The sequence below is a fragment of the Streptomyces sp. NPDC006296 genome, assembly GCF_040613235.1.
In the GTDB taxonomy this organism is placed as follows: domain Bacteria; phylum Actinomycetota; class Actinomycetes; order Streptomycetales; family Streptomycetaceae; genus Streptomyces.
Map to the genome: position 1 here is coordinate 159799 of NZ_JBEXRT010000004.1, position 18919 is coordinate 178717.

An 18919-nucleotide genomic window follows, 5' to 3' on the forward strand; every position below is an offset into this window, starting at 1 on the left:
CGGCACCCGCCGGATCAGCAGCCCGGCCGACGGCCCACCGGGCCGGTCACCCGCAGGACCGGACGGCCCCGGCCACCACGCACACCCAACGGCTGAGCGGACGGGCCCACTACCCGAGGAACACGACGCCCGGACAGCCGGGGGCGAACCCGCCGACCCGGTCAGCTCCCGGAACGATCGGACGACGGTACGGCCCCGGGAGCCGCCGTCGGAACCGCCTCGGCGTCAGCCCCGGCCTCGGCCGGAGCCGCAGGAACGCCCCCGGCGCCCGTCGCCGGTACGGCCTCGGTGCCCGCATCGGCCCCAGCCGCCGGAGCCGCCCCAGCCCCAGCCGCCGAAGCCCCCTCGGCCTCCGCCGCCGGAGCGGCCTCCGGCCCGGTCCCCGCCGCAGAGCCCTCGGCCTGGTCCGCGGCCTTCTTGGCGCGGCTCTTCAGCACCAGCATGGAGATCACACCGATGAGCACGGCGGCCAGGAGTCCCAGCCAGGAGAACCGCTTGAGCCAGGCCTCGGCGACGACTCCCACCGAGTAGATGACGGCGGTGGTGCCGCCGGCCCAGACGATCCCGCCGAGCACGTTGGCGATCAGGAACTTCCAGTAGGGCATGCGCAGCACACCGGCCAGCGGTCCGGCGAAGATCCGGAGCAGGGCGACGAAACGGCCGAAGAAGACCGCCCACATGCCCCACTTCTCGAACGACCGCTCCGCCAGGGCGATCTGGGGCGCCCCGAAGTGCTTGGGGAACCTGTCGCCGAGCCAGGCGAGCAGCGGGCGCCCGCCGCGGCGACCGATGGCGTAGCCGATCGAGTCACCGATGATCGCGCCGGCCGACGCACAGGCGCCGAGCACCCACGGGTCGATGTCACCGTGCTGGGAGGCCAGCAGCGCCGAGCTCACGAGGACGATCTCGCCGGGCAGCGGGATGCCCAGGCTTTCGAGGCCGATGACCACCCCCACCAGGAGATAGATGCTGACCGCGGGTACGGTCTCGAGCCACTCCTGGACGTGCATCGCCGGTCCTCCCGTGAGAAATCTGCCGCCGCACACCACACGGGGTGCACGGCGGGCAGCCTACCGGGCCGGGCGGACGGAGGGACCGCCGCGGCCCCCGGCCGGGGTCCGCGACGGCCGCCGTGCGGTCAGCGGTTCGGGCGCAGGGTCCAGACCACGCTCATCTCGCTGGTGACGGCGCCGTCGGCGCGACGGATCTCGACGCTCACGGGGAACTCCGGGCGCTTCCCCTCGTCCAGCTCCGCGACGACCTCCGCCACCGGACGTCCCAGGACCGCGGTGGCGGTGAGTTCGCCCATGGCAACCTTCTTGAAGGACATCTCCGTCGTGACGGGCAGCGGGACGGCCCGGGACATCTGGTCACCGAAGGCGGCGACGACGATCGCGCCGCTCGCCGACTCGGCGAGCGTGAACATCGCTCCGGCGTGGGGTCCGCCCAGGTGGTTGCGGTAGTCGGCGTGGTCGGGGAGCGAGAGGACAGCGCGCTCGGCGGTCGTCTCCAGGTAGGTGATGCCAAGGGTCCGGACCATCGGGACGCTCGCGGACAGGATCTCGCCGACCGTCATCTCATCAGTGCTCATGGCCGCGATGTTACTTGCCAGTAGCAGGCTTTGACCATCCCCTCACAGGGGCGCCTGTAGCAGAGGACGCCCCTCACCTCTATGGTTACTGGCCATGTGGCCAGGACAGCAGCCGCCCGGGGGCGAGCAGAACCCGCAGGACCAGAATCAGAACCCGTACCAGCAGCCGGGGTACCAACAGCCGAATCCCTATCAGCAGCCGGGATATCAGCAGCAGGGGCAGCCGGGCTACCCGCAGCCCAATCCGTACCAGCAGCCCACGGTGTCGCAGTACGCCGCACCCGGTGGGCCCGGCGGGCCCAAGCCGGACGACAAGAAGAAGACGGCGATCGTCGCGGTCCTCGCGGCGACCGCCGTGGTCATCGCGGCCGTCGTCACCGGTGTCGTCGTCATGAACAAGAAGGACGACCAGGGCGGCTCGGACGTGGCGGACGGCAAGACGTCCGCCTCCCCGTCCTCGGAGCCGTCCGAGGCGGCGTCCTCCCCCGCGGCGAACCCGCGGGGCGGCGAGGACGCCGCGCCCACGGTCCCGGGCTGGAAGGTCGTGACCAACCCCAAGTGGGGCACCCAGTTCGACGTACCGGGTGACTGGGAGCTCTCCGGTACCGGCGTGATCTCGGGCTTCGAGGACGTGAAGGACCCCACGGGTCCGCCGGCCGTCGGCTTCTCCGCCCCTGCCCACCTCAAGACGAAGTGGTGCAGCGACGACACCGACAAGGACGGCAAGCAGGAGGACACCAGCCTCGCCGGGGTGGGCACCAAGGGCGCCCAGGGTGCCAAGAGCACGGACCAGGCCGCCACGAACGAGGCCGCCAACTGGGTCTGGGCCGCGTACGCCCAGGAGGACCCGAAGTCGAAGGTCAAGACGGGCGAGCCCGAGCAGTACACGACGAAGTCGGGTCTGTCGGGCAGCGTCGTCAAGGCCACCGCCAGCGGGCTCGCCAACAAGAACAAGTGCGACACCGACGGCAAGTCGATCGCGTTCACCTTCAAGAACTCCAACGGCGACTACTCGTCGTGGATCCTCTACGCGAACGCCGGCGTCGACGACGAACTCCCGGACGCCACCATCCAGAAGATCCTGAGCACGGTACGCCTGGCGGAGCCCGCGGAGGGCACCTCCTGAGCCACCGGCACGCAGGACCGGGAGATTCCATTTGTCGGGAGGGGGCCGGGGCGGGGATAGTCCCCTGGTGACCTCCGCCTCCCCCTCCCCTTCTCCCGCGCCGCGCCGGCTGCCGGCCGGACGCAATTTCGGTCTGCTGACCGCCGCCGCGATCATCACGAGCCTGGGCAGCAACGGCGCGCTGATCGCGGCGGCGTTCGCGGTTCTGGAGTCGGGCGGCGACAGCGGCGACGTCGGGCTGGTCGCCGCGGCGCGCACGGCGCCGCTGGTGCTCTTCCTGCTGATCGGCGGCGCGGTCGCGGACCGGCTGCCCCGCCACCGGGTGATGGTGGCCGCGAACACCCTCAACTGCGTCTCGCAGGCGGTGTTCGCCTGGCTGGTGCTCGCCGGTGACGCCCAGCTGTGGCAGATGATGCTGCTGACGGCGCTCTGCGGCACCGGGCAGGCCTTCTTCGCTCCGGCCGCCGAGGGCATGCTGATGTCCAGCGTCAGCGCCGAGCAGGCGGCCCGTGTCTTCGCCTTCTTCCGGATGTCGATGCACGGCGCCGCCATCGGCGGCGCGGCACTCGGCGGGGCCATGATCGCGGCCATGGACCCGGGCTGGGTGCTGGCGGTCGACGCGGCGGCGTTCGCCGTCGCCGGGGCGCTGCGGGCCTTCCTGGACGTGAGCCACGTCCCCGCCCGGACGCCGGGCGGAGGGCTGCTCGCCGATCTCCGCGAGGGCTGGCAGGAGGTCGTCGGGCGTCCCTGGCTGTGGGCCGTGGTGCTGCAGTTCTCCGTGGTCGTGGCCGTCGTCGGGGCGGCGGAGGCGGTGTACGGGCCGCTGGTGGCGCGGGACGAGCTCGGAGGTGCCCGCCCCTGGGGCTTCGCCCTGGCCTCCTTCGGTGTGGGCACGCTGGGCGGGGCGCTGCTGATGATGCGGTGGAAGCCCCGGCGGCTGCTGCTGGCCGGGACGCTCTGCGTGTTCCCGCTGGCCCTGCCGTCAGCGGGCCTCGCGATCCCGCTGCCGGTGACCGCGCTCTGTGCGGTGATGTTCGTGACCGGTGTCGCCATCGAGGTGTTCGGGGTGTCCTGGATGACGGCCCTGCACCAGGAGATCCCGGAGGAGAAGCTGTCCCGGGTCGCGGCGTACGACTGGTTCGGTTCGGTCGCGATGGTGCCGCTGGCCACGGCGGCGGCCGGCCCGGTGGAGAACCTCGTCGGCCGCAGCGAGGCCCTCTGGGGCTGCGCCGCCCTGATCGTGCTGGTGACCGCGGGCGTCCTGTTCGTCCCGGACGTACGGAACCTGACGCGCCGCAGCAGCGTGAAGCGGGTCGGTGTGCCCGAGCAGGCCCGCCCGTCAGCCGATACCGAAGGCTCCGTCGGGGGGCTCGGGTGAGGCCACCGCCTCGCCGTCCGACACCGGCCGGGCGCTACCGGTGAACCGGGTGAGCGCCGCACCGTGCTCGATCCGCGCCGGAAACGCGTCGGCGGCGCAGAGCCGGGTGAGCGGTGCGAGGTCGAGGGGGGCGCGCGAGGCCAGCAGCACGGCGTTGCCGAAGCGCCGGCCGCGCAGCACGGCCGGCTCGGCGATGAGGGCGAGCTCGTCGAACACCTCAGCGAAGGTGGCCAGTTGGGACCGCAGGAAGGTGAAGGGAGCACCGTCGGCGAGGTTGGCGGCGTAGAGGCCGTCCGTGCGCAGGACCCGCCCGACGGCTCGCGCGTACTCGACCGAGGTGAGGTGGGCCGGCACCCGTGAGCCGCCGAAGACGTCGGCGATCAGCAGATCGGCGGAGTCCTCGGGCGCCCCTTCGAGCCAGGCCCGGGCGTCGGTGGTGTGCACGGTGACGTCGGCGCCCCCGGGCAGCGGCAGGTGCGCGCCGACCAGTTCGGCGAGCCCGCGGTCGGCCTCGGCGACGTTCTGCCGTGAGCCGGGGCGGGTCGCCGCGACGTAGCGGGGCAGGGTGAGTGCGCCGCCCCCGAGGTGCACCACGTCCAGCGGCGCACCGGGCGCTCCGGCCCGGTCCACGACGTGACCGAGCCGCCGTACGTACTCGAATTCGAGGTGTTCCGGCGCGTCGAGGTCGACGTACGACTGCGGGGCGCCGTCGACCGTGAGCAGCCACGCCCGTTCCCGGTCGACGTCGGGCAGCAGCCGGGCGGTGCCGTGGTCGGTGTCGCGGATGACGGGTATCGGCTCGTTCACTCCCCCATTGTGACGGGCCCGGGACCGGCGGCGTGCCGTCGCCGCGGGAGGTGCCGTCCGCACCGCCCCGGGGCCCGGGGCGGTGCGGACGGGTGGTCCGTCAGAGCAGGCCGGTGACCGTACCGGCGCCGACCGTGCGTCCGCCCTCGCGGATCGCGAAGCCGAGACCGGACTCCAGCGGGACGTCACGGCCGAGCTCGACGGTCATGGTGACCGTGTCGCCGGGCCGGGCGACCGCCGTCCCGCCGAGGTCCACGTCCCCGACGACGTCCGCCGTGCGGATGTAGAACTGCGGCCGGTAGCCGGTGGTCACCGGTGTGGTCCGGCCTCCCTCCCGGGCCGACAGGACGTACACCTGCGCGGTGAAGCGCCGGCTGGGTGTGACGCTGTCCGGCGCCGCGACTACGTGGCCGCGGCGGACCCGGTCGCGCTCGACCCCGCGCAGCAGCAGCGCGACGTTGTCCCCGGCCTCGGCGGACTCCATCGGCTTCCCGAAGGTCTCCAGACCGGTGACGACGGTCTCCACGTCCGCGCCGAGCACCGACACACGGTCCCCGACGCGCACCGTGCCGCGCTCCACGGCGCCGGTGACGACGGTGCCGCGGCCGGTGATGGTGAGCACGTTCTCCACGGACAGGAGGAACGGCGCGTCGGTGTAGCGCACCGGCATCGGTACGTACGTGTCGACGGCGTCCAGCAGTCCCTCGACGGACGCCGTCCAGCGCGGGTCCCCCTGGAGCGCGCCGAGCCCCGACACCCGCACGACGGGCACGGTGTCCCCGCCGTACCCGTGCGCGGAGAGCAGCTCGCGGACCTCCAGCTCGACCAGGTCGGTGAGCTCGGGGTCTCCCGCGTCGGCCTTGTTGAGGGCGACGACGATGTGGTCGACGCCCACCTGACGGGCCAGCAGGACGTGCTCCGCGGTCTGCGGCATGATGCCGTCGAGCGCGGACACGACGAGGATCGCCCCGTCGAGCTGCGCCGCTCCGGTCACCATGTTCTTGATGTAGTCGGCGTGGCCGGGCATGTCGACGTGCGCGTAGTGGCGGGTGTCGGTCTCGTACTCGACGTGCGCGATGTTGATGGTGATGCCGCGCTGCGCCTCCTCGGGCGCCCGGTCGATCCGGTCGAACGGCACGAAGGTGCCGCTGCCGCGGTCGCTGAGCACCTTGGTGATGGCGGCGGTCAGGGTGGTCTTGCCGTGGTCGACGTGGCCCATGGTGCCGATGTTGAGGTGCGGCTTGGTGCGCACGTATGCCGTCTTGGGCATGGCTCGTCCTTGGTGTTCGAAGCTGAGAGAGAAGACCCCGGGGCCCCGCCGACCCTCCCCTTGCGGGGTCCGCCGGACAGTCGGGGGAGGGTCAGCTTCGGGCGCCGCCGAAGGGCGCTGCGGCAGCGGCGAACGCTGCGTCGGCGGCTGCTGCCGCGCATGCGGTCGCAGGGCTCACGGCAGCCTTCGGCGTGTCCGCGACTGCGGACTGCGCTGCGAGGAAGGCGTACCGGAACATGCCCCTGATGATGGCGGAGCGGCACGACGGCGTCGAACGGTTTTCGCCCGGGGTACCGGCACCCGAGCTTCGAGGATCGGGAGGGGGCGCCTCACTCGTTCGTGGGGACCTGCCGAGGGGCGGGCGCCCGACGCTTGAGCTTCGGGAACCGGGGGTCGGGACGCGGGCTCCGGGATTCGAGCGGTGTGGGTGTCCGGTAGGGAAACAAGGGTGGTTGGGCAGACCTCCCCACCCTCCCCGACCCGTCACGGCCAGCAAGTATGACTAATCGTGACCGGCTTGCGGCTCAGTGTCGCGGCTGCTTACGGTGCCCACGACGAAACGACCCCGACGCGGTGCGATCAACACCGGGCCGGGGTCTCACCCCAAGATCGAACGGACCCGATCTCGTGGCTGCCGAGAACATTAGCTCCGCCCTGCGCACGCCCGCATCCTCCCTCCCGTACGACAGAGCCCGACGCGGCTACGGCAAACGCTCGGCCCCGGACCAACGCCCCTCCCGCACGGACGACTTCGCGCTCCTGCCGCGGCGGGAGCGGTACATCGCCGGATACGTCGACCGCCTGCCCGAGGGCTGCGCCATGGACGTCAAGTCACTGGCGAAAGCACTGCCGTTGTACGGGCAGATGGCTGTCGGCACCGCCTTGCGGGCCCTGGGCGTGGCCGGTCACCTGCGGCGCGTACGGTGCCAGGTCACCGACGGCGGTCAGAGCCGTTGGATCACCCGGACCTACTGGTCCCGCACCGCCCGCGACCATGAGTGGTGGGACGCCTTCACCCGGGCGGAGGACCGGCGGACCGCCCAGGAGACCGGGACAACCCCGGCTGCCACCGGCGCAGTTGCCATGCCCGCTCCGGCGGAGACTCCGGCGCCGACGGTGCACCCCGAGCCCGCGCACACGGTCCCGCAGCAGCGGAGCGCCGCACCGGAGCCGACCGGGCCCTCGCCCGCGTACCTCGCTCTCGCCCGGCTCGGCCGGACCGATCCGCGCCTGGCCCTCTCCGCCGCCGACTGCGCCGTGCTGGAGGGACTGGCCTCCGCATGGCTGGAGCGGGGCGTCAGCACGGACTACCTCACCCAGGCCCTGGTGTCCGGCCTTCCCGCCCAGGTCGGCTCGCCCGTCGGCCTCGTACGCCGCCGCCTCGTCGACAAGATCCCGCCCCGGCTGCCCGCTCCCCCGGAACCGCCGGCTCCCGGAACCGAGGTCCGCCGTGTGCTGATGGAGTGCACCCGGTGCAGGGCGCCCGGGCAGCCCGAAGCATTTCCGGACGGGCTGTGCCGCTCCTGCCGCACGGAGGCAGCGGGCGCGCCGCCCGCCGCCCCGGCCTGCGCTCCCGCCGAACGCGACGTCCATGCGCTGGTCGGCGGTCTCCGGGACCTGTTGAGAGCCCCGTGAACCCGGCGCGCCGGGGGGTGCCGGGGTGCGCCGGGCGAAGACAGCACATCGCTTGTACACCGGGGCGACGGACCTGTACACGAGGTGCGACGTGCCTGCGGAGCGAAGCCGGGCGTTGGTCCGGGAGGCGGTGACCAGTGGTACGGAACCTACGGGGCGGGACGATGGACGCGGACATGGGTGCGGACGGGACGACCGGGATGCAGCCGGACGACGAGCCTGGGACAGGCATGGTCATGGCGTTCGGCCGGCTGCTGAAGCTGGTCCGCACGACGGCGGGCGTGGAGCGCGCGGACCTGGGAGCCCAGCTGGGGTACGCGGCGTCGACGATCGCCTCGTACGAGCTGGGACGGCGCATCCCACCGGCCACGTTCATCGACCGCGCCGACGAGGTGCTGGGCGCTCGGGGAGTCCTCAAGGAGCTGAAGGAGGAAGTGGCGCGAGCCCAGTACCCGGCGTTCTTCCGCGACGCGGCGAAGCTGGAGTCGGAGGCGGTGGAGCTCCTGGCGTACGACAGCCACGTGGTCAAGGGTCTGTTGCAGACCGAGGAGTACACACGGGCGCTCCTCGGGATGCGGCGCCCTCTGCTGGACGTGGAAACCATCGAGCAGCGCGTGACGGCACGGCTGGCGCGGCAGAAGATCTTCAATCGCTGGCCTGCGCCCTTGATGAGCTTCGTGCTTGAGGAGTCGATCCTGCGCAAGCCCCTCGGCGGCCGAGCCGTACTGCGCGGCCAACTGGAACATCTGCTCCTGACCGGCCGGCAACGCAATGTCGAGATCCAGGTGATCCCGATGGATCGCGAGGACAACGCAGGCGTGGACGGGCCGTTCACGGTGATCACGCGCAAGGGTGGCGACCAGGTGGTGTACGCGGAGGTCCAGGGGCGCAGCAGCCTGGTGACCAACCGGGACGAGGCCCGTCTCGCAGCGGCCCGCTATGGAATTATCCGGTCGCAGGCTCTCGCCCCGCGAGAGACTTTGAGCTTCATCGAGACACTGCTGGGAGAGCTATGAAAATCGCGGAGACTGCGGCTGCCGCTCGCGAACTGGCCTGGTTCAAGAGCAGCTACAGCGGTGCCGAAGGGGGCGACTGTGTCGAGGTGGCGAGCGCACCCACAGCCGTGCTCGTCCGGGACTCGAAAGACCTCGCCGGGCCGGTTCTCACGCTGAGCCCGGAAGCCTGGAGCGGCTTCGTCGCCCTCGCGTCGGGGCCAACGCACTGACATCGGTGTCACACCACTGCGAGTGAGAGCCCTGCTGCTTCCCAGAAGGCGGCAGGGCCCTCGCCCGCCCCCAAGCGACCGCCTCTTCGCGGCGAGCCGGCCGGCGACGCAACGTGCCCGATGTCCCCCGCCGGAGGCCGGGTGACCCGTCGTCCGCCGCCCGCACATTACGGCGATCACACACACGTTTCGGTTACGCTCCCCAGATGTTCGACCCCGTCCCCGCAACACGGTCCTCCGGTGGCCTCGCAGTGCGCTGTACGAGGGCGCTGCTCTCCCCCTGGTCCCGGTTCTCCCTGCTCGTGGCGGTTCTGCTGGCCGCCGCCGTCACGATGCTGATGTTCGAACCACAGCGGCTGCTGGCCTCCGGCTGGCCACCTCAGCTGACGGGGTCCGCGGCGGCGATGCTGTTCGGGCTCGCGTACGGCGTGTGCACCGTGGCCTTCGTACCGCGGCCGCTGCTCAATCTGGCCGCGGGGGCGCTGTTCGGCACCCAGGCCGGGCTGGCGGCGGCGCTGGCCGGCACCGTGCTGGGTGCGGGTGTGTCCTTCCTGCTCGGCAGGGTGCTGGGGCAGGACGCGCTCCGGACGCTGGTGCGCGGCAAGTACCTGAAGGCGGCGGACGGGCTGCTCAGCAGGCACGGGTTCCGGTCCATGCTGGCGCTGCGGCTGTTCCCGGGCGTGCCGTTCGCCGCGGCGAACTACTGTGCGGCGACCTCCCGCATGGGGTACCCGCCGTTCTTGCTGGCCACCGGGATCGGCTCGATCCCGAACACGGCGGCGTACGTGATCGCGGGGAGCTCGGCAGCCTCGCCGACGTCACCGGTGTTCCTGGCGGCGACGGCGTTCATCGTGCTGTCCGGCGTGGGTGCGGCGCTGGTCGCCTGGCGCAGGCGGCACCGGCTGGCCGGAGCGGAAACCGCCCGGTCGGAGGCCGGCGGCGCGGCCTAGCCAGGGGCAGGCCGCAGTCCGTTCACCCGCAGACGATACGCTGCGCGCAACCGACAGAGGATGTCCGGGGCCGTGGCGTCCCGTCTCCCTTTCTGACCGCATCCGCACGTTGCCGACGGCCTTCGCGTCCGTCGGCCGTTGCATGAGTACCTCCGGGATGGCCTAAGCCCCATGAGCTGGTTCGAATCATTCGTCCTGGGCCTCGTTCAGGGACTGACCGAGTTCCTGCCGATCTCCTCCAGCGCGCACCTGCGGCTGACCGCGGCCTTCGCGGGCTGGCACGACCCGGGGGCCGCGTTCACCGCGATCACCCAGATCGGCACGGAGGCCGCCGTCCTCATCTACTTCCGCAAGGACATCGCGCGGATCCTCTCGGCCTGGTTCCGGTCGCTGACCAATTCCTCGATGCGCAGCGATCACGACGCGCAGATGGGATGGCTGGTCATCATCGGTTCGATCCCCATCGGCGTGCTGGGCGTGACGTTCAAGGACCAGATCGAGGGCCCGTTCCGCGACCTGCGTCTGATCGCGACGACCCTGATCGTCATGGGAATCGTGCTCGGCGTCGCGGACCGGCTCGCGGCCCGCGACGAGACGGGCGGCAAGCACCGGGCGATCAAGGAACGCAAGTCGCTGAAGGAACTGGGTGTCAGGGACGGTCTGATCTTCGGGTTCTGCCAGGCGATGGCGCTGATCCCGGGCGTCTCCCGTTCGGGTGCGACGATCAGCGGTGGTCTGCTCATGGGCTACACCCGCGAGGCGGCGGCCCGGTACTCCTTCCTGCTCGCGATCCCGGCGGTGCTGGCGTCGGGGGTGTTCGAGCTGAAGGACGCGGGCGAGGGGCACGTCTCCTGGGGGCCGACGATCTTCGCGACGCTCATCGCCTTCGCGGTCGGCTACGCGGTGATCGCGTGGTTCATGAAGTTCATCACGACCAAGAGCTTCATGCCGTTCGTCATCTACCGCGTGCTCCTGGGCATCGCACTGCTCGTCCTGGTCAGCATGGGTGTGCTGAGCCCGCACGCGGGTGAGTCCGCGGGCTGATCCGGGCCGTCGGGAGCAGATTCCCCCAGCTTCGATCGAGAGCTCTCCGGACAAAACCGGAGGGCTTTCGACGCTCCTGGAGAGAGTCATCTCCCATCCTTCTCCCAGTGGATCTTCGAGGTCGACAGCCTCACCCCCAGACACGAAGGAACCGGAGCGAGGCCACCACCCGGAGGGTGGAGAGCGGCCTTGCTCCGGTCGTTCTGTCCAACGAGTGACCGACTCTGTGGCACATACACGCGGGTTACCCGTTCGAGCGGGTTTGCGCATGTCCACTCGGCAAGTAGGGCCTCCCGCCCGCCGCTGAGACCGTTTCCTACATGGTCAGTGGGCTGTTGGGCTGGGTATGGGGAGTGGACGGTGGGGATGGATTGTTCCGGACGGGCTGTGGAAGACGATCAGGCCGTCCGATCCGTCGCCACCCGCTACGACATGAGGGCCTCCGTCTTCCACGGCACCGTCGCGGGGCGCGGCGATGCGGCTCTGGCTTGGTCCCTGACCACCAAGGTCAGGGACCAAGCACGGGTATCATCGCTCCACGTTCGATTCAAAGGCCGGCGGCAATGAGGACCCCTGCCCCTGCAATGGCGAAGGCCCCTCCGATCACTCTGCATGTTGTGACGCTGCCGGGCCATGACCGGTAGGCGTAGGACATCGCCTGGAACCGGTCAGCCACTCCTCGGACGTTGGCGGCCACGAGCCCTCCACCTACGAGAGCGGCGCCTCCCCACATCAGCTCGAACGCGTGACTATTCACGCTGTGAGGATAGTCAGCCTGCCTCGTCGTCAGGAGTTCTCACCTTGATCGGCCGGACAGCTCCTGGGCGGGTTCATCCCCGACCGTCGCGAGGTCAGACAGCTTCCGGAGCAGCAGATTGGTCTGCTGTTCCATGAGGCCGGCGCGCTCGCGGCTGAGATCGTCGAAGTGCCCGTGTGCCGCGGAGTTCCGGAGACCGCCGCACATGTCGGCGTCCTTCACGTCCTGCGCCGTGAAGAGGCCCGCCGACCGGAGAAGCTGAGTGTAGGAGTTGAGTGAGGGGCGTTGCCGCTCAGGGAGCGAGAGGCTTCGCGCCTCGACCGTGGCGCGCAGTGCCGTTTCCAGAGCGGCTCCGCAGAGGACGACCGCCGCAGCAGGGTGCGCCTTGTCGTCGTCGTTCAACTGGCGCACCTGCTCCATCACATCTGTGCTGACGACGCCGACCTTCTCCCTCGCCTGAGATCCAGCGACCTCGGTGACGCCCGCCTCAACCTGATCGGCCCAGCCTTTGAGCAACTCGCCGACGTAGTACGCGCCCGTAGCCGTTGACTTGTTGCCACCCTGCGAGTCCCAGGCCTGCTCGGCCCGACTGAACCAGCTGCTGTCGGCGCCGGCGTACTCCCTCAGGAACTGTAGGGCGGCGACGACTCTTCCATGCACGAGGCCTTCGCTAGAACCGTGCGCCTCCCAGCAGCCACCCCCGTACTCAGCCGGTGCCCAAATGAGCTCTCCCTGAATCTCCTGCGCCTTCGACCTGGCGTAGCTGAGCAAGCGCTGCTGATCAGTCATGGGCTTTCCGCTCTTACGGTGGACGACCTACGGCCAGACAGTAACGCGCACCCCCGCACCTCCCCCACTGTTTGGTCACAACTCCGTCACCACCGGAACATCTGACTCCCCGACGCGTAGCCGGGTGGCTACGGTCAGGCTCCACGAACCGCACGTAGGGGGACACATGGCGTATCAGCATCCTGGTTGGGGGCAGCAGCCGCTCGCACCTCAGCAGCCGAAGACTGGTGGTCCAAGCTGGGCGAAGAAGCGGGTGGCGATCCCCGCGGGGGCCGGCCTGTTCGTCTTCGGCATCATGCTCGGTGCCGCTGGGGGCGGTGACGCCGAGACCGCGGCCCGCAGCAAGCCGGCCCCGACGGTGACGAAGACGGTGACTGCCCAGCCCGTCGAGCCGGCGGAGGACAAGCCCGACGCCAAGCCGGCGAAGGCCGAGAAGCCGCAGGAGGACCCCGGCGAGAAGCAGAAGGTCCCGGACTTCGTCGGCATGGGCCTCCAGTCCGCCCAGGACACCGCCCAGGCGGAGGGCTTCTACTCGCTGAAGTCCCACGACAGTGCCGGCCGAGACAGGTTCCAGGCGTTCGACCGGAACTGGAAGGTCTGCTCTCAGAGCATCAAGGCAGGGAAGACCGTACCTGCCGACACCGAGCTGGATTTCGGTGCGGTCAAGCTTGAGGAGGACTGCCCCGCACGCGATGCCGCCGCCCCGGAGGCCGCCGGCGGGAGAATGCCGACCCTGACGGGCAAGTCCGTGAAGGCGGCTCGCGGCGCACTGGACTCCGGCACGTCGATCACGACGACCGACGCGGCCGGGGACCGGATGGTTTTGTTGGAAAGCAACTGGCAGGTGTGTACGCAGTCCCCGTCTCCCGGTGTGGCGCTGGCCGGGCAGCCTGTCGAGTTCACCGCAGTGAAGTTCGAGGAGAAATGCCCCTAGAGCCTGTCTGACAAATGATCTCTGCGAAGCTGTGAGGTAGAGATCATTGGAGGGTCGATGGGTATCGAGCTTGAACTGCACTCTGGGAGGCCTCGTAAGGGTTCGTCTCGGACGACGTTGCTTCGTGGGTCCTACGCACACGGCGACGCGCTCGCGCGTGCGCTGAGTGCGCTCGACCGCCACGGGCCCGGCAAGTTGGGCTGGGTTGACCCGTACGAGGACACCATGTTCAACGAGCAGGAGGCCGAAGTCGCCCGTCAGGAAGTCGCTGTCCTGGTGCGCAACTGCTCCGACGGGGGACAGCGGGCGGCCCTCCTCGACCTGGGTGTGCTCCTGGAATCGTGTGCGGCAACGCCGGGCAGCTACCTGTGGTTCATGGGCGACTGAGGTCGGTCGATAATTGATCTTGTGGCGGGTCGAGACGAGCTGACGGATGCGGCATGGGAGCGGATAGAACCGCTGTTGCCGCAGGTGGACGGGCGTGGCCGTCCGTGGCGTGCCCACCGCCAGGTGGTCAACGGGGTGCTGTGGCGGCTGCGGACCGAGGCCCCGTGGCGTGACCTCCCCGACCGGTACGGGCCGTGGCAGACCGTGTACGAGCGGTTCGCCCGCTGTGAGGCCGATGGGACCTGGGTGAAGCTGCTGGAACATGCCCAGGTCCGCGACGACGCGGTGGGCCGAGTGGAATGGACCGTCTCGATCGACTCCACCATCAACCGGGCTCACCAGCACGCCGCCGGCGCCCGCAAAAAGGGGACACACACGGGGACGAACTGGAAGATCCGGCCGCTCGCAGACGCGCCAGGCCCTCGGTCGCTCCCGAGGTGGACTGACCACCAAAGTCCACCTCGTCGTCGACGGCCGGGGCCTTCCTCTGTCGATCGTGCTCACGCCCGTCAACGACGCCACCGCCTTCGGCCAGGTCCTCGCCGGGATCCGCGTCCCGCGCGCCGCAGGAGGCCGCCCGCGCGCAACACCCGAACGCGTGCTGGGCGACAAGGCGTACTCCAGCAGGGCGATCCGCCACCTGCTGCGGCGCCGAGGCATCGTCGCCACGATCCCCGAGCGCCGCGACCAGGCGGCCAACCGCCGACGACGCGGGACCCTCGGCGGTCGGCCACCCGCATTCGACAAGGCCATCTACCGCGACCGCAACGTAGTCGAACGATGCTTCGCCCGCCTCAAGCAGTTCCGCGCGATCGCGAACAGGGTCGACAAACTCGCCGACCGCTACCGAGCCGGAGTCGTCCTGGCAGCCCTGATCCTCTGGCTCCGCGAACCGCTCGGTGATCATTTGTCAGACAGGCTCTAGGGGCCAGCGGAACGGGGGCCGCGGTGTCCGAGACATCCGTCGCCCGGACACCGCGGCCCGGTTCACCGCTGTTACGGGCGCCCGGCCGTCGTCTCCGGCCGGGGCGCCCGCCGCTCCGGCCGCCACGGCCCGGGTCCTCCCTGATCCGGGCGCCGTGGCCCGAGGGGGCTCAGACCTCGTCGTCGTCCGGCTGCCGCACGTACCGCAGGACGCCCCACATGCTGCGCTCCAGCTCCTCGGTGGCCTCCTGCACCGGTGCTCCGTGGCGAGATCTGCCCGAGCGGTACGGCCCGTGGCAGACCGCCTACGAACGCTTCGCCCGCTGGGAAGCCGATGGCACATGGGCCAGGTTGCTCGAGCACGCGCAGGTCCGCGATGACGCGGTGGGCCGGATCGAGTGGACCGTGTCGGTGGACTCCACCATCAGTCGTGCCCACCAGCACGCTGCCCGCGCCTGTAAAAAGGGGAGCCCTGCGGGGACAAATTGGAGGATCCGCAACGCTCGGCGGCGCGGCAGGCTCTCGGCCGATCCCGGGGAGGGCTGACCACCAAGGTCCACCTAGCCGTCGACGGACGAGGCCTGCCGCTGTCCATCGTCCTGACACCGGGCAACGTCAACGACTCCACGATGTTCGACGCAGTCCTGGACGCCATCTACGTTCCCCGGTCCGGGATGGGCAGGCCCCGACGCCGACCTGACCGGGTGCTGGCCGACAAGGCGTACTCCTCCCGGGCTATCCGCGCCGCGCTCAGGCACCGTGGCATCAAGGCCACCATCCCCGAACGCTACGACCATGTCGGCAACCGGCGTCGAAAGGGCAGCGCCGGCGGCCGCTGCCCCGCCTTCGACCGGGAGGCATACAAGCACCGAAACGTCGTGGAACGCTGCTTCAACCGGCTCAAACAGTTCCGGGCCGTTGCCACACGGTTCGACAAGCTCGCCACCCGCTACCGGGCGGGACTGCAGCTGAGTTCGCTCATCTTGTGGCTACGCGCTCTGGTGCCGTGACCACCGGGCGAACAGACGTCGCCGCCTGGGAGGTTGAGTCGTGAACGCCGCTTGCGGGACACCCAGCGCATCGAGCCGTGACATGAGCCGAACCTCTTGCTCTGATGTGACAGCGATCCACAGGGCTGTGCCCGTGTCGCTGGCGCTGAAGATCTCCCGACCCTGTCGCCACGCCTCGGCATGAATCGTGTAGGGAGCCAAAGCCAGAAGCACGTCGAACTGCGTGTCTTCGCGGACGTCAACGTCAATCCCCATACCAGGATCACCTTTCGCAGACCGGACGCCCTCGGCCACCTCATTGGCGGCCATCGACAACACCTGCTCGTACGCGGGCGCCACTTCCTGTGGCCATGCGATATCGCTGTAGGCATCGACGTGAGCCGTCTCGATGCTGTCTCGCAGGACACGAAGCGCCTCACGGTGAACACGTACCACGTCTGCTGCCTCCAGGCCGTCTCGGAGGAACAGGTCTCGACGTGGTTCATCGGCTTCACTGGTCATGCGACTCAGCCTTTCACGCGCCGATGTCATCCATTTGAAGAGCCTGACCTTTCGCGACTGCGGCTGCCGTTGTGGCCACGCGGCTGACGACTTCGCTCGCCCACAGCTTGATCATTTATCAGACAGGGCCTAGGCGGCGTCTTCAAATGATCTTGCGTGGTGGATCATGGTCGGGTGATACGTCGCCATGAACTGTCGGATGCCGAGTGGGAGTTTGTCCGGCCGCTGCTGCCCAAGTCGGTGCGGGGAAGGAAGCGGTCGGACGACCGCACGGTGCTCAACGGGATCGTGTGGAAGTTCCGCACCGGGACCGCTTGGCGTGACGTGCCCGAGCGGTACGGTCCCTGGGCCACACTGCACACCCGGTTCCGCCGGTGGGCCCTGGACGGCACGTTCGAACGGATGCTCCGGGCCGCCCAGGCCAGAGCGGACGCCGCCGGGGACATCAACTGGCTTGTGTCGGTCGACTCCACCGTCGTCCGGGCCCACCAGCACGCTGCCGGGGCACGAAAAGGGGGCTCCGCGATCCCGCCCTCGGACGTTCCCGAGGTGGCCTGACCAGCAAGATCCATCTGGCCTGCGACGCGGTTGGCCGTCCGCTCGCTTTCACGCTCACGGGCGGCAACACCAATGACTGCACCCAGTTCACTGCGGTGATGGAAGCGATACGGGTGCCTCGCGTCGGCCCGGGGCGGCCCCGAATACGTCCCTCCCACGTGCTGGGCGACAAGGGCTACAGTTCGCGGGTCATCCGCACCTGGCTGCGAGGACGCGGCATCGGTCACACCATCCCCGAGCGGGCCGACCAGGTCCGGAACCGGCTCCGGCGCGGTAGCCGCGGCGGGCGCCCACCGGCCTTCGACAAACAGCGCTACAGGCAGCGCAACGTGGTGGAACGCTGCTTCAATCGGCTGAAGCAGTGGCGCGGCATCGCTACTCGTTACGACAAGACCGCGGAGTCCTTCCAGGCAGCCGTCACTCTCGCGTCGCTCCTGATGTGGGCATGATGCTCCGGCGGTGAGCGGCGGGCCATCAGAGATGAAGCTCCGTCTCCCAGTCCTCGAAGGGTGGCTCGACCCGATAGCTCGGGTGGCAGCACGCCCGAACCCACTGCGCGACCCGGTACTGCGCTTCTCCATCGTTCAGCACCATGCCGTCGGCATCTATTTGCAGCACATTGCTATAGATCGCGAAGACCTGTTCCAGCGAGGAGCCGGAGTGGAAAACGGTCGAGCGATAGTCGAACCCATCGAGCAGGTCCAGATCGAGGGTGCCGTTCGCCAAGTAGAAAGCGAAGAGCCGGAGCGAAGCGCGCACGTCGACAGAAAGATGTTCCATCAAGGCATCGTGCGCAGCTATGGGGCCACCTTGGCAAGATCTTTTGAAGACATCCCCTAGGGTCTGTCTTCAAAGGGTCATATCCACATCAGGAGTGACGCGATGGTGAGTGCTGCTTCGTAGGATTCGCGGGTCTTGTCGTAGCGGGTGGCGATGGCTCGGTACTGCTTTAACGCGTTGAAACAGCGCTCGACGACGTTGCGCTGTTTGTAGCGCTCCTTGTCGAAAGCAGGCGGCCTGCCGCCGTTGCTGCCCCGACGGCGGCGGTTTGCCTGCTGGTCCGATCGTTCCGGGATGGTGTGCGGGATGCCACGTCTCCGCAGGTAGCTGCGTATGCCTCGACTGCTGTACCCCTTGTCGCCCAGGAGGTGATCGGGCCTGTTGCGCGGTCGGCCTGGGCCTGGGCGGCGAACCTTGATCTGCGCGAGGACCTGCTCGAACTGCGTGCAGTCGTTGATATTGCCCCCGGTAACGACGAAGCCCAGCGGACGGCCGCGGCCGTCGCAGGCGAGGTGAATCTTGGTCGTCAGTCCGCCACGGGATCGTCCGAGGGCGTGAGCGTGTGCCGTTTCTGTAGGGCCTGCCCCTTTTTACGGGCGCCGGCCGCGTGCTGATGAGCGCGGGTGATCGTGGAGTCCACGGAAACCAGCCAGTCAACGTCCCCAGCCGCATCCTTCTGAGCCTGAACGGCCTCAAGCATCCGAGTGAACGTGCCATCGAGCGCCCACCTGCGGAAACGTGTGTACAACGTCCGCCAGGACCCGTACCGCTCCGGCACATCACGCCAGGCCGAACCAGTCCGAAGCTTCCACACGATCCCGTTCAGCACCACCCGGTCGTCCCGCCGAGGCCGCCCCGTTTCCGCCCTCGGAAGCAGCCCCGACAGAACGCCCCACTCTTCATCCGAGAGCTCATGTCGCCGCACCATGCGCTACATGATGCCCCATCAACACCCTTTGAAGACAGACCCTAGGGCTCGGGGAGATCTGACTCTCAAGAGCCTTCGTCGGTCTCCACGCGATACGACAAGCTCGCCGTCCACTACGAGGCGCCCGTACCGGTCGCGGCCCTCGACGAGTCGCTCCGGCAGGGCTGCCGGTCCTCATACCGGGCCCGACGCGGTCTTGGCCGACAAGGCGAACAAATGTGGATTCCCGGCCGTTGTCCCCGTTCCGGCCGATCGACCCGACCACCACCTACGGCGCGGGAGTAAGGGCGTCCGCCGGTAGGTCATCGGATGCGTGGGTTTCGAG

Annotated in this window: 17 protein-coding genes and 3 pseudogenes; 12 read left to right on the plus strand and 8 right to left on the minus strand. The window is 69.5% G+C overall.

Features of this window, described 5'->3' with window-relative positions:
- Nucleotides 1-161: 161 nt before the first annotated feature.
- The gene (locus ABZ172_RS04425) at nt 162-1010 is read right to left on the minus strand and encodes a DedA family protein (protein ID WP_356880086.1); all 849 of its coding nucleotides are present in this window, start codon (nt 1008-1010) and stop codon (nt 162-164) included.
- A 128-nt stretch (nt 1011-1138) separates the two neighbouring features.
- Entirely contained in the window at nt 1139-1576 is a 438-nt protein-coding gene (locus ABZ172_RS04430; protein ID WP_356880229.1) for a DUF4442 domain-containing protein, read from the minus strand.
- Nucleotides 1577-1685: 109 nt separating this feature from the next.
- On the opposite strand from ABZ172_RS04430, the gene ABZ172_RS04435 reads away from it, so the two are divergent.
- Complete coding sequence (locus tag ABZ172_RS04435) at nt 1686-2717, plus strand: hypothetical protein (RefSeq protein ID WP_356880088.1); 1032 nt, start codon at nt 1686-1688, stop codon at nt 2715-2717.
- A gap of 67 nt (nt 2718-2784) precedes the next feature.
- Entirely contained in the window at nt 2785-4095 is a 1311-nt protein-coding gene (locus tag ABZ172_RS04440; protein WP_356880090.1) for an MFS transporter, read from the plus strand.
- Here ABZ172_RS04440 and ABZ172_RS04445 read toward each other — a convergent pair.
- Nucleotides 4057-4902 (minus strand): fused MFS/spermidine synthase, encoded by an 846-nt coding sequence (locus ABZ172_RS04445; protein ID WP_356880092.1) that lies wholly within the window; start codon nt 4900-4902, stop codon nt 4057-4059. The genes ABZ172_RS04440 and ABZ172_RS04445 overlap by 39 nt on opposite strands.
- A gap of 100 nt (nt 4903-5002) precedes the next feature.
- Nucleotides 5003-6172, minus strand: a complete 1170-nt coding sequence (tuf, locus tag ABZ172_RS04450; RefSeq protein ID WP_356880094.1) for an elongation factor Tu — start codon at nt 6170-6172, stop codon at nt 5003-5005.
- 627 nt (nt 6173-6799) lie between these two features.
- On the opposite strand from tuf, the gene ABZ172_RS04455 reads away from it, so the two are divergent.
- From ABZ172_RS04455 to ABZ172_RS04475, 5 genes are all read left to right on the plus strand, one after another.
- Nucleotides 6800-7807 (plus strand): MarR family transcriptional regulator, encoded by a 1008-nt coding sequence (locus tag ABZ172_RS04455; protein ID WP_356880096.1) that lies wholly within the window; start codon nt 6800-6802, stop codon nt 7805-7807.
- Between the two features lie 176 nt (nt 7808-7983).
- Entirely contained in the window at nt 7984-8823 is an 840-nt protein-coding gene (locus tag ABZ172_RS04460; protein ID WP_356880231.1) for a helix-turn-helix transcriptional regulator, read from the plus strand.
- Nucleotides 8820-9032, plus strand: coding sequence for a DUF397 domain-containing protein (locus ABZ172_RS04465; RefSeq protein WP_356880098.1), 213 nt, complete (start codon nt 8820-8822; stop codon nt 9030-9032). The genes ABZ172_RS04460 and ABZ172_RS04465 overlap by 4 nt, the downstream gene beginning before the upstream one ends.
- A 206-nt stretch (nt 9033-9238) precedes the next feature.
- Complete coding sequence (locus tag ABZ172_RS04470; protein ID WP_356880100.1) at nt 9239-9982, plus strand: TVP38/TMEM64 family protein; 744 nt, start codon at nt 9239-9241, stop codon at nt 9980-9982.
- A 171-nt stretch (nt 9983-10153) separates the two neighbouring features.
- A complete protein-coding gene (locus ABZ172_RS04475) occupies nt 10154-11026 on the plus strand; it encodes an undecaprenyl-diphosphate phosphatase (RefSeq protein WP_356880102.1) in 873 nt (290 codons plus the stop codon).
- Nucleotides 11027-11822: 796 nt separating this feature from the next.
- Here ABZ172_RS04475 and ABZ172_RS04480 read toward each other — a convergent pair.
- Nucleotides 11823-12572, minus strand: a complete 750-nt coding sequence (locus ABZ172_RS04480) for a hypothetical protein (RefSeq protein ID WP_356880104.1) — start codon at nt 12570-12572, stop codon at nt 11823-11825.
- Between the two features lie 166 nt (nt 12573-12738).
- Between ABZ172_RS04480 and ABZ172_RS04485 the strand changes: the two genes are divergently transcribed.
- From ABZ172_RS04485 to ABZ172_RS04500, 4 genes and pseudogenes are all read left to right on the plus strand, one after another.
- Entirely contained in the window at nt 12739-13506 is a 768-nt protein-coding gene (locus ABZ172_RS04485) for a PASTA domain-containing protein (protein WP_356880106.1), read from the plus strand.
- Between the two features lie 225 nt (nt 13507-13731).
- Nucleotides 13732-13893 (plus strand): hypothetical protein, encoded by a 162-nt coding sequence (locus ABZ172_RS04490; RefSeq protein ID WP_356880108.1) that lies wholly within the window; start codon nt 13732-13734, stop codon nt 13891-13893.
- 21 nt (nt 13894-13914) lie between these two features.
- Nucleotides 13915-14818: pseudogene (locus tag ABZ172_RS04495) on the plus strand (IS5 family transposase).
- Nucleotides 14819-15069: 251 nt separating this feature from the next.
- Nucleotides 15070-15827 (plus strand): annotated as a pseudogene (locus ABZ172_RS04500) (IS5 family transposase); the annotation flags it as partial.
- Here the strand turns inward: ABZ172_RS04500 and ABZ172_RS04505 are convergent.
- Nucleotides 15807-16328 (minus strand): hypothetical protein, encoded by a 522-nt coding sequence (locus ABZ172_RS04505; RefSeq protein ID WP_356880110.1) that lies wholly within the window; start codon nt 16326-16328, stop codon nt 15807-15809. The pseudogene ABZ172_RS04500 and the gene ABZ172_RS04505 overlap by 21 nt on opposite strands.
- Before the next feature lie 177 nt (nt 16329-16505).
- Between ABZ172_RS04505 and ABZ172_RS04510 the strand changes: the two genes are divergently transcribed.
- Nucleotides 16506-17335, plus strand: a protein-coding gene (locus ABZ172_RS04510) for an IS5 family transposase (RefSeq protein ID WP_356880233.1) whose coding sequence is annotated in 2 segments (ribosomal slippage) — nt 16506-16847 and nt 16850-17335 — 828 coding nt in all. Because the reading frame shifts where the segments join, the coding sequence is not laid out codon by codon here.
- A 25-nt stretch (nt 17336-17360) separates the two neighbouring features.
- Here ABZ172_RS04510 and ABZ172_RS04515 read toward each other — a convergent pair.
- Nucleotides 17361-17666 carry a hypothetical protein gene (locus ABZ172_RS04515; protein ID WP_356880112.1) on the minus strand — a complete coding sequence of 102 codons (306 nt, stop codon included), beginning with the start codon at nt 17664-17666 and terminating at the stop codon, nt 17361-17363.
- Between the two features lie 77 nt (nt 17667-17743).
- Nucleotides 17744-18594, minus strand: a pseudogene (locus ABZ172_RS04520) (IS5 family transposase).
- Nucleotides 18595-18919: the final 325 nt, after the last annotated feature.

Coding starts and splice junctions, on each gene's coding strand:
- ABZ172_RS04425 (WP_356880086.1), bottom strand. CDS start 1,010: ATGCACGTCCAGGAGTGGCTCGAGACCGTACCCGCGGTCAGCATCTAT.
- ABZ172_RS04430 (WP_356880229.1), bottom strand. CDS start 1,576: ATGACGGTCGGCGAGATCCTGTCCGCGAGCGTCCCGATGGTCCGGACC.
- ABZ172_RS04435 (WP_356880088.1), top strand. CDS start 1,686: ATGTGGCCAGGACAGCAGCCGCCCGGGGGCGAGCAGAACCCGCAGGAC.
- tuf (WP_356880094.1), bottom strand. CDS start 6,172: ATGCCCAAGACGGCATACGTGCGCACCAAGCCGCACCTCAACATCGGC.
- ABZ172_RS04460 (WP_356880231.1), top strand. CDS start 7,984: ATGGGTGCGGACGGGACGACCGGGATGCAGCCGGACGACGAGCCTGGG.
- ABZ172_RS04465 (WP_356880098.1), top strand. CDS start 8,820: ATGAAAATCGCGGAGACTGCGGCTGCCGCTCGCGAACTGGCCTGGTTC.
- ABZ172_RS04470 (WP_356880100.1), top strand. CDS start 9,239: ATGTTCGACCCCGTCCCCGCAACACGGTCCTCCGGTGGCCTCGCAGTG.
- ABZ172_RS04475 (WP_356880102.1), top strand. CDS start 10,154: ATGAGCTGGTTCGAATCATTCGTCCTGGGCCTCGTTCAGGGACTGACC.
- ABZ172_RS04480 (WP_356880104.1), bottom strand. CDS start 12,572: ATGACTGATCAGCAGCGCTTGCTCAGCTACGCCAGGTCGAAGGCGCAG.
- ABZ172_RS04485 (WP_356880106.1), top strand. CDS start 12,739: ATGGCGTATCAGCATCCTGGTTGGGGGCAGCAGCCGCTCGCACCTCAG.
- ABZ172_RS04490 (WP_356880108.1), top strand. CDS start 13,732: ATGTTCAACGAGCAGGAGGCCGAAGTCGCCCGTCAGGAAGTCGCTGTC.
- ABZ172_RS04505 (WP_356880110.1), bottom strand. CDS start 16,328: ATGACCAGTGAAGCCGATGAACCACGTCGAGACCTGTTCCTCCGAGAC.
- ABZ172_RS04515 (WP_356880112.1), bottom strand. CDS start 17,666: ATGGAACATCTTTCTGTCGACGTGCGCGCTTCGCTCCGGCTCTTCGCT.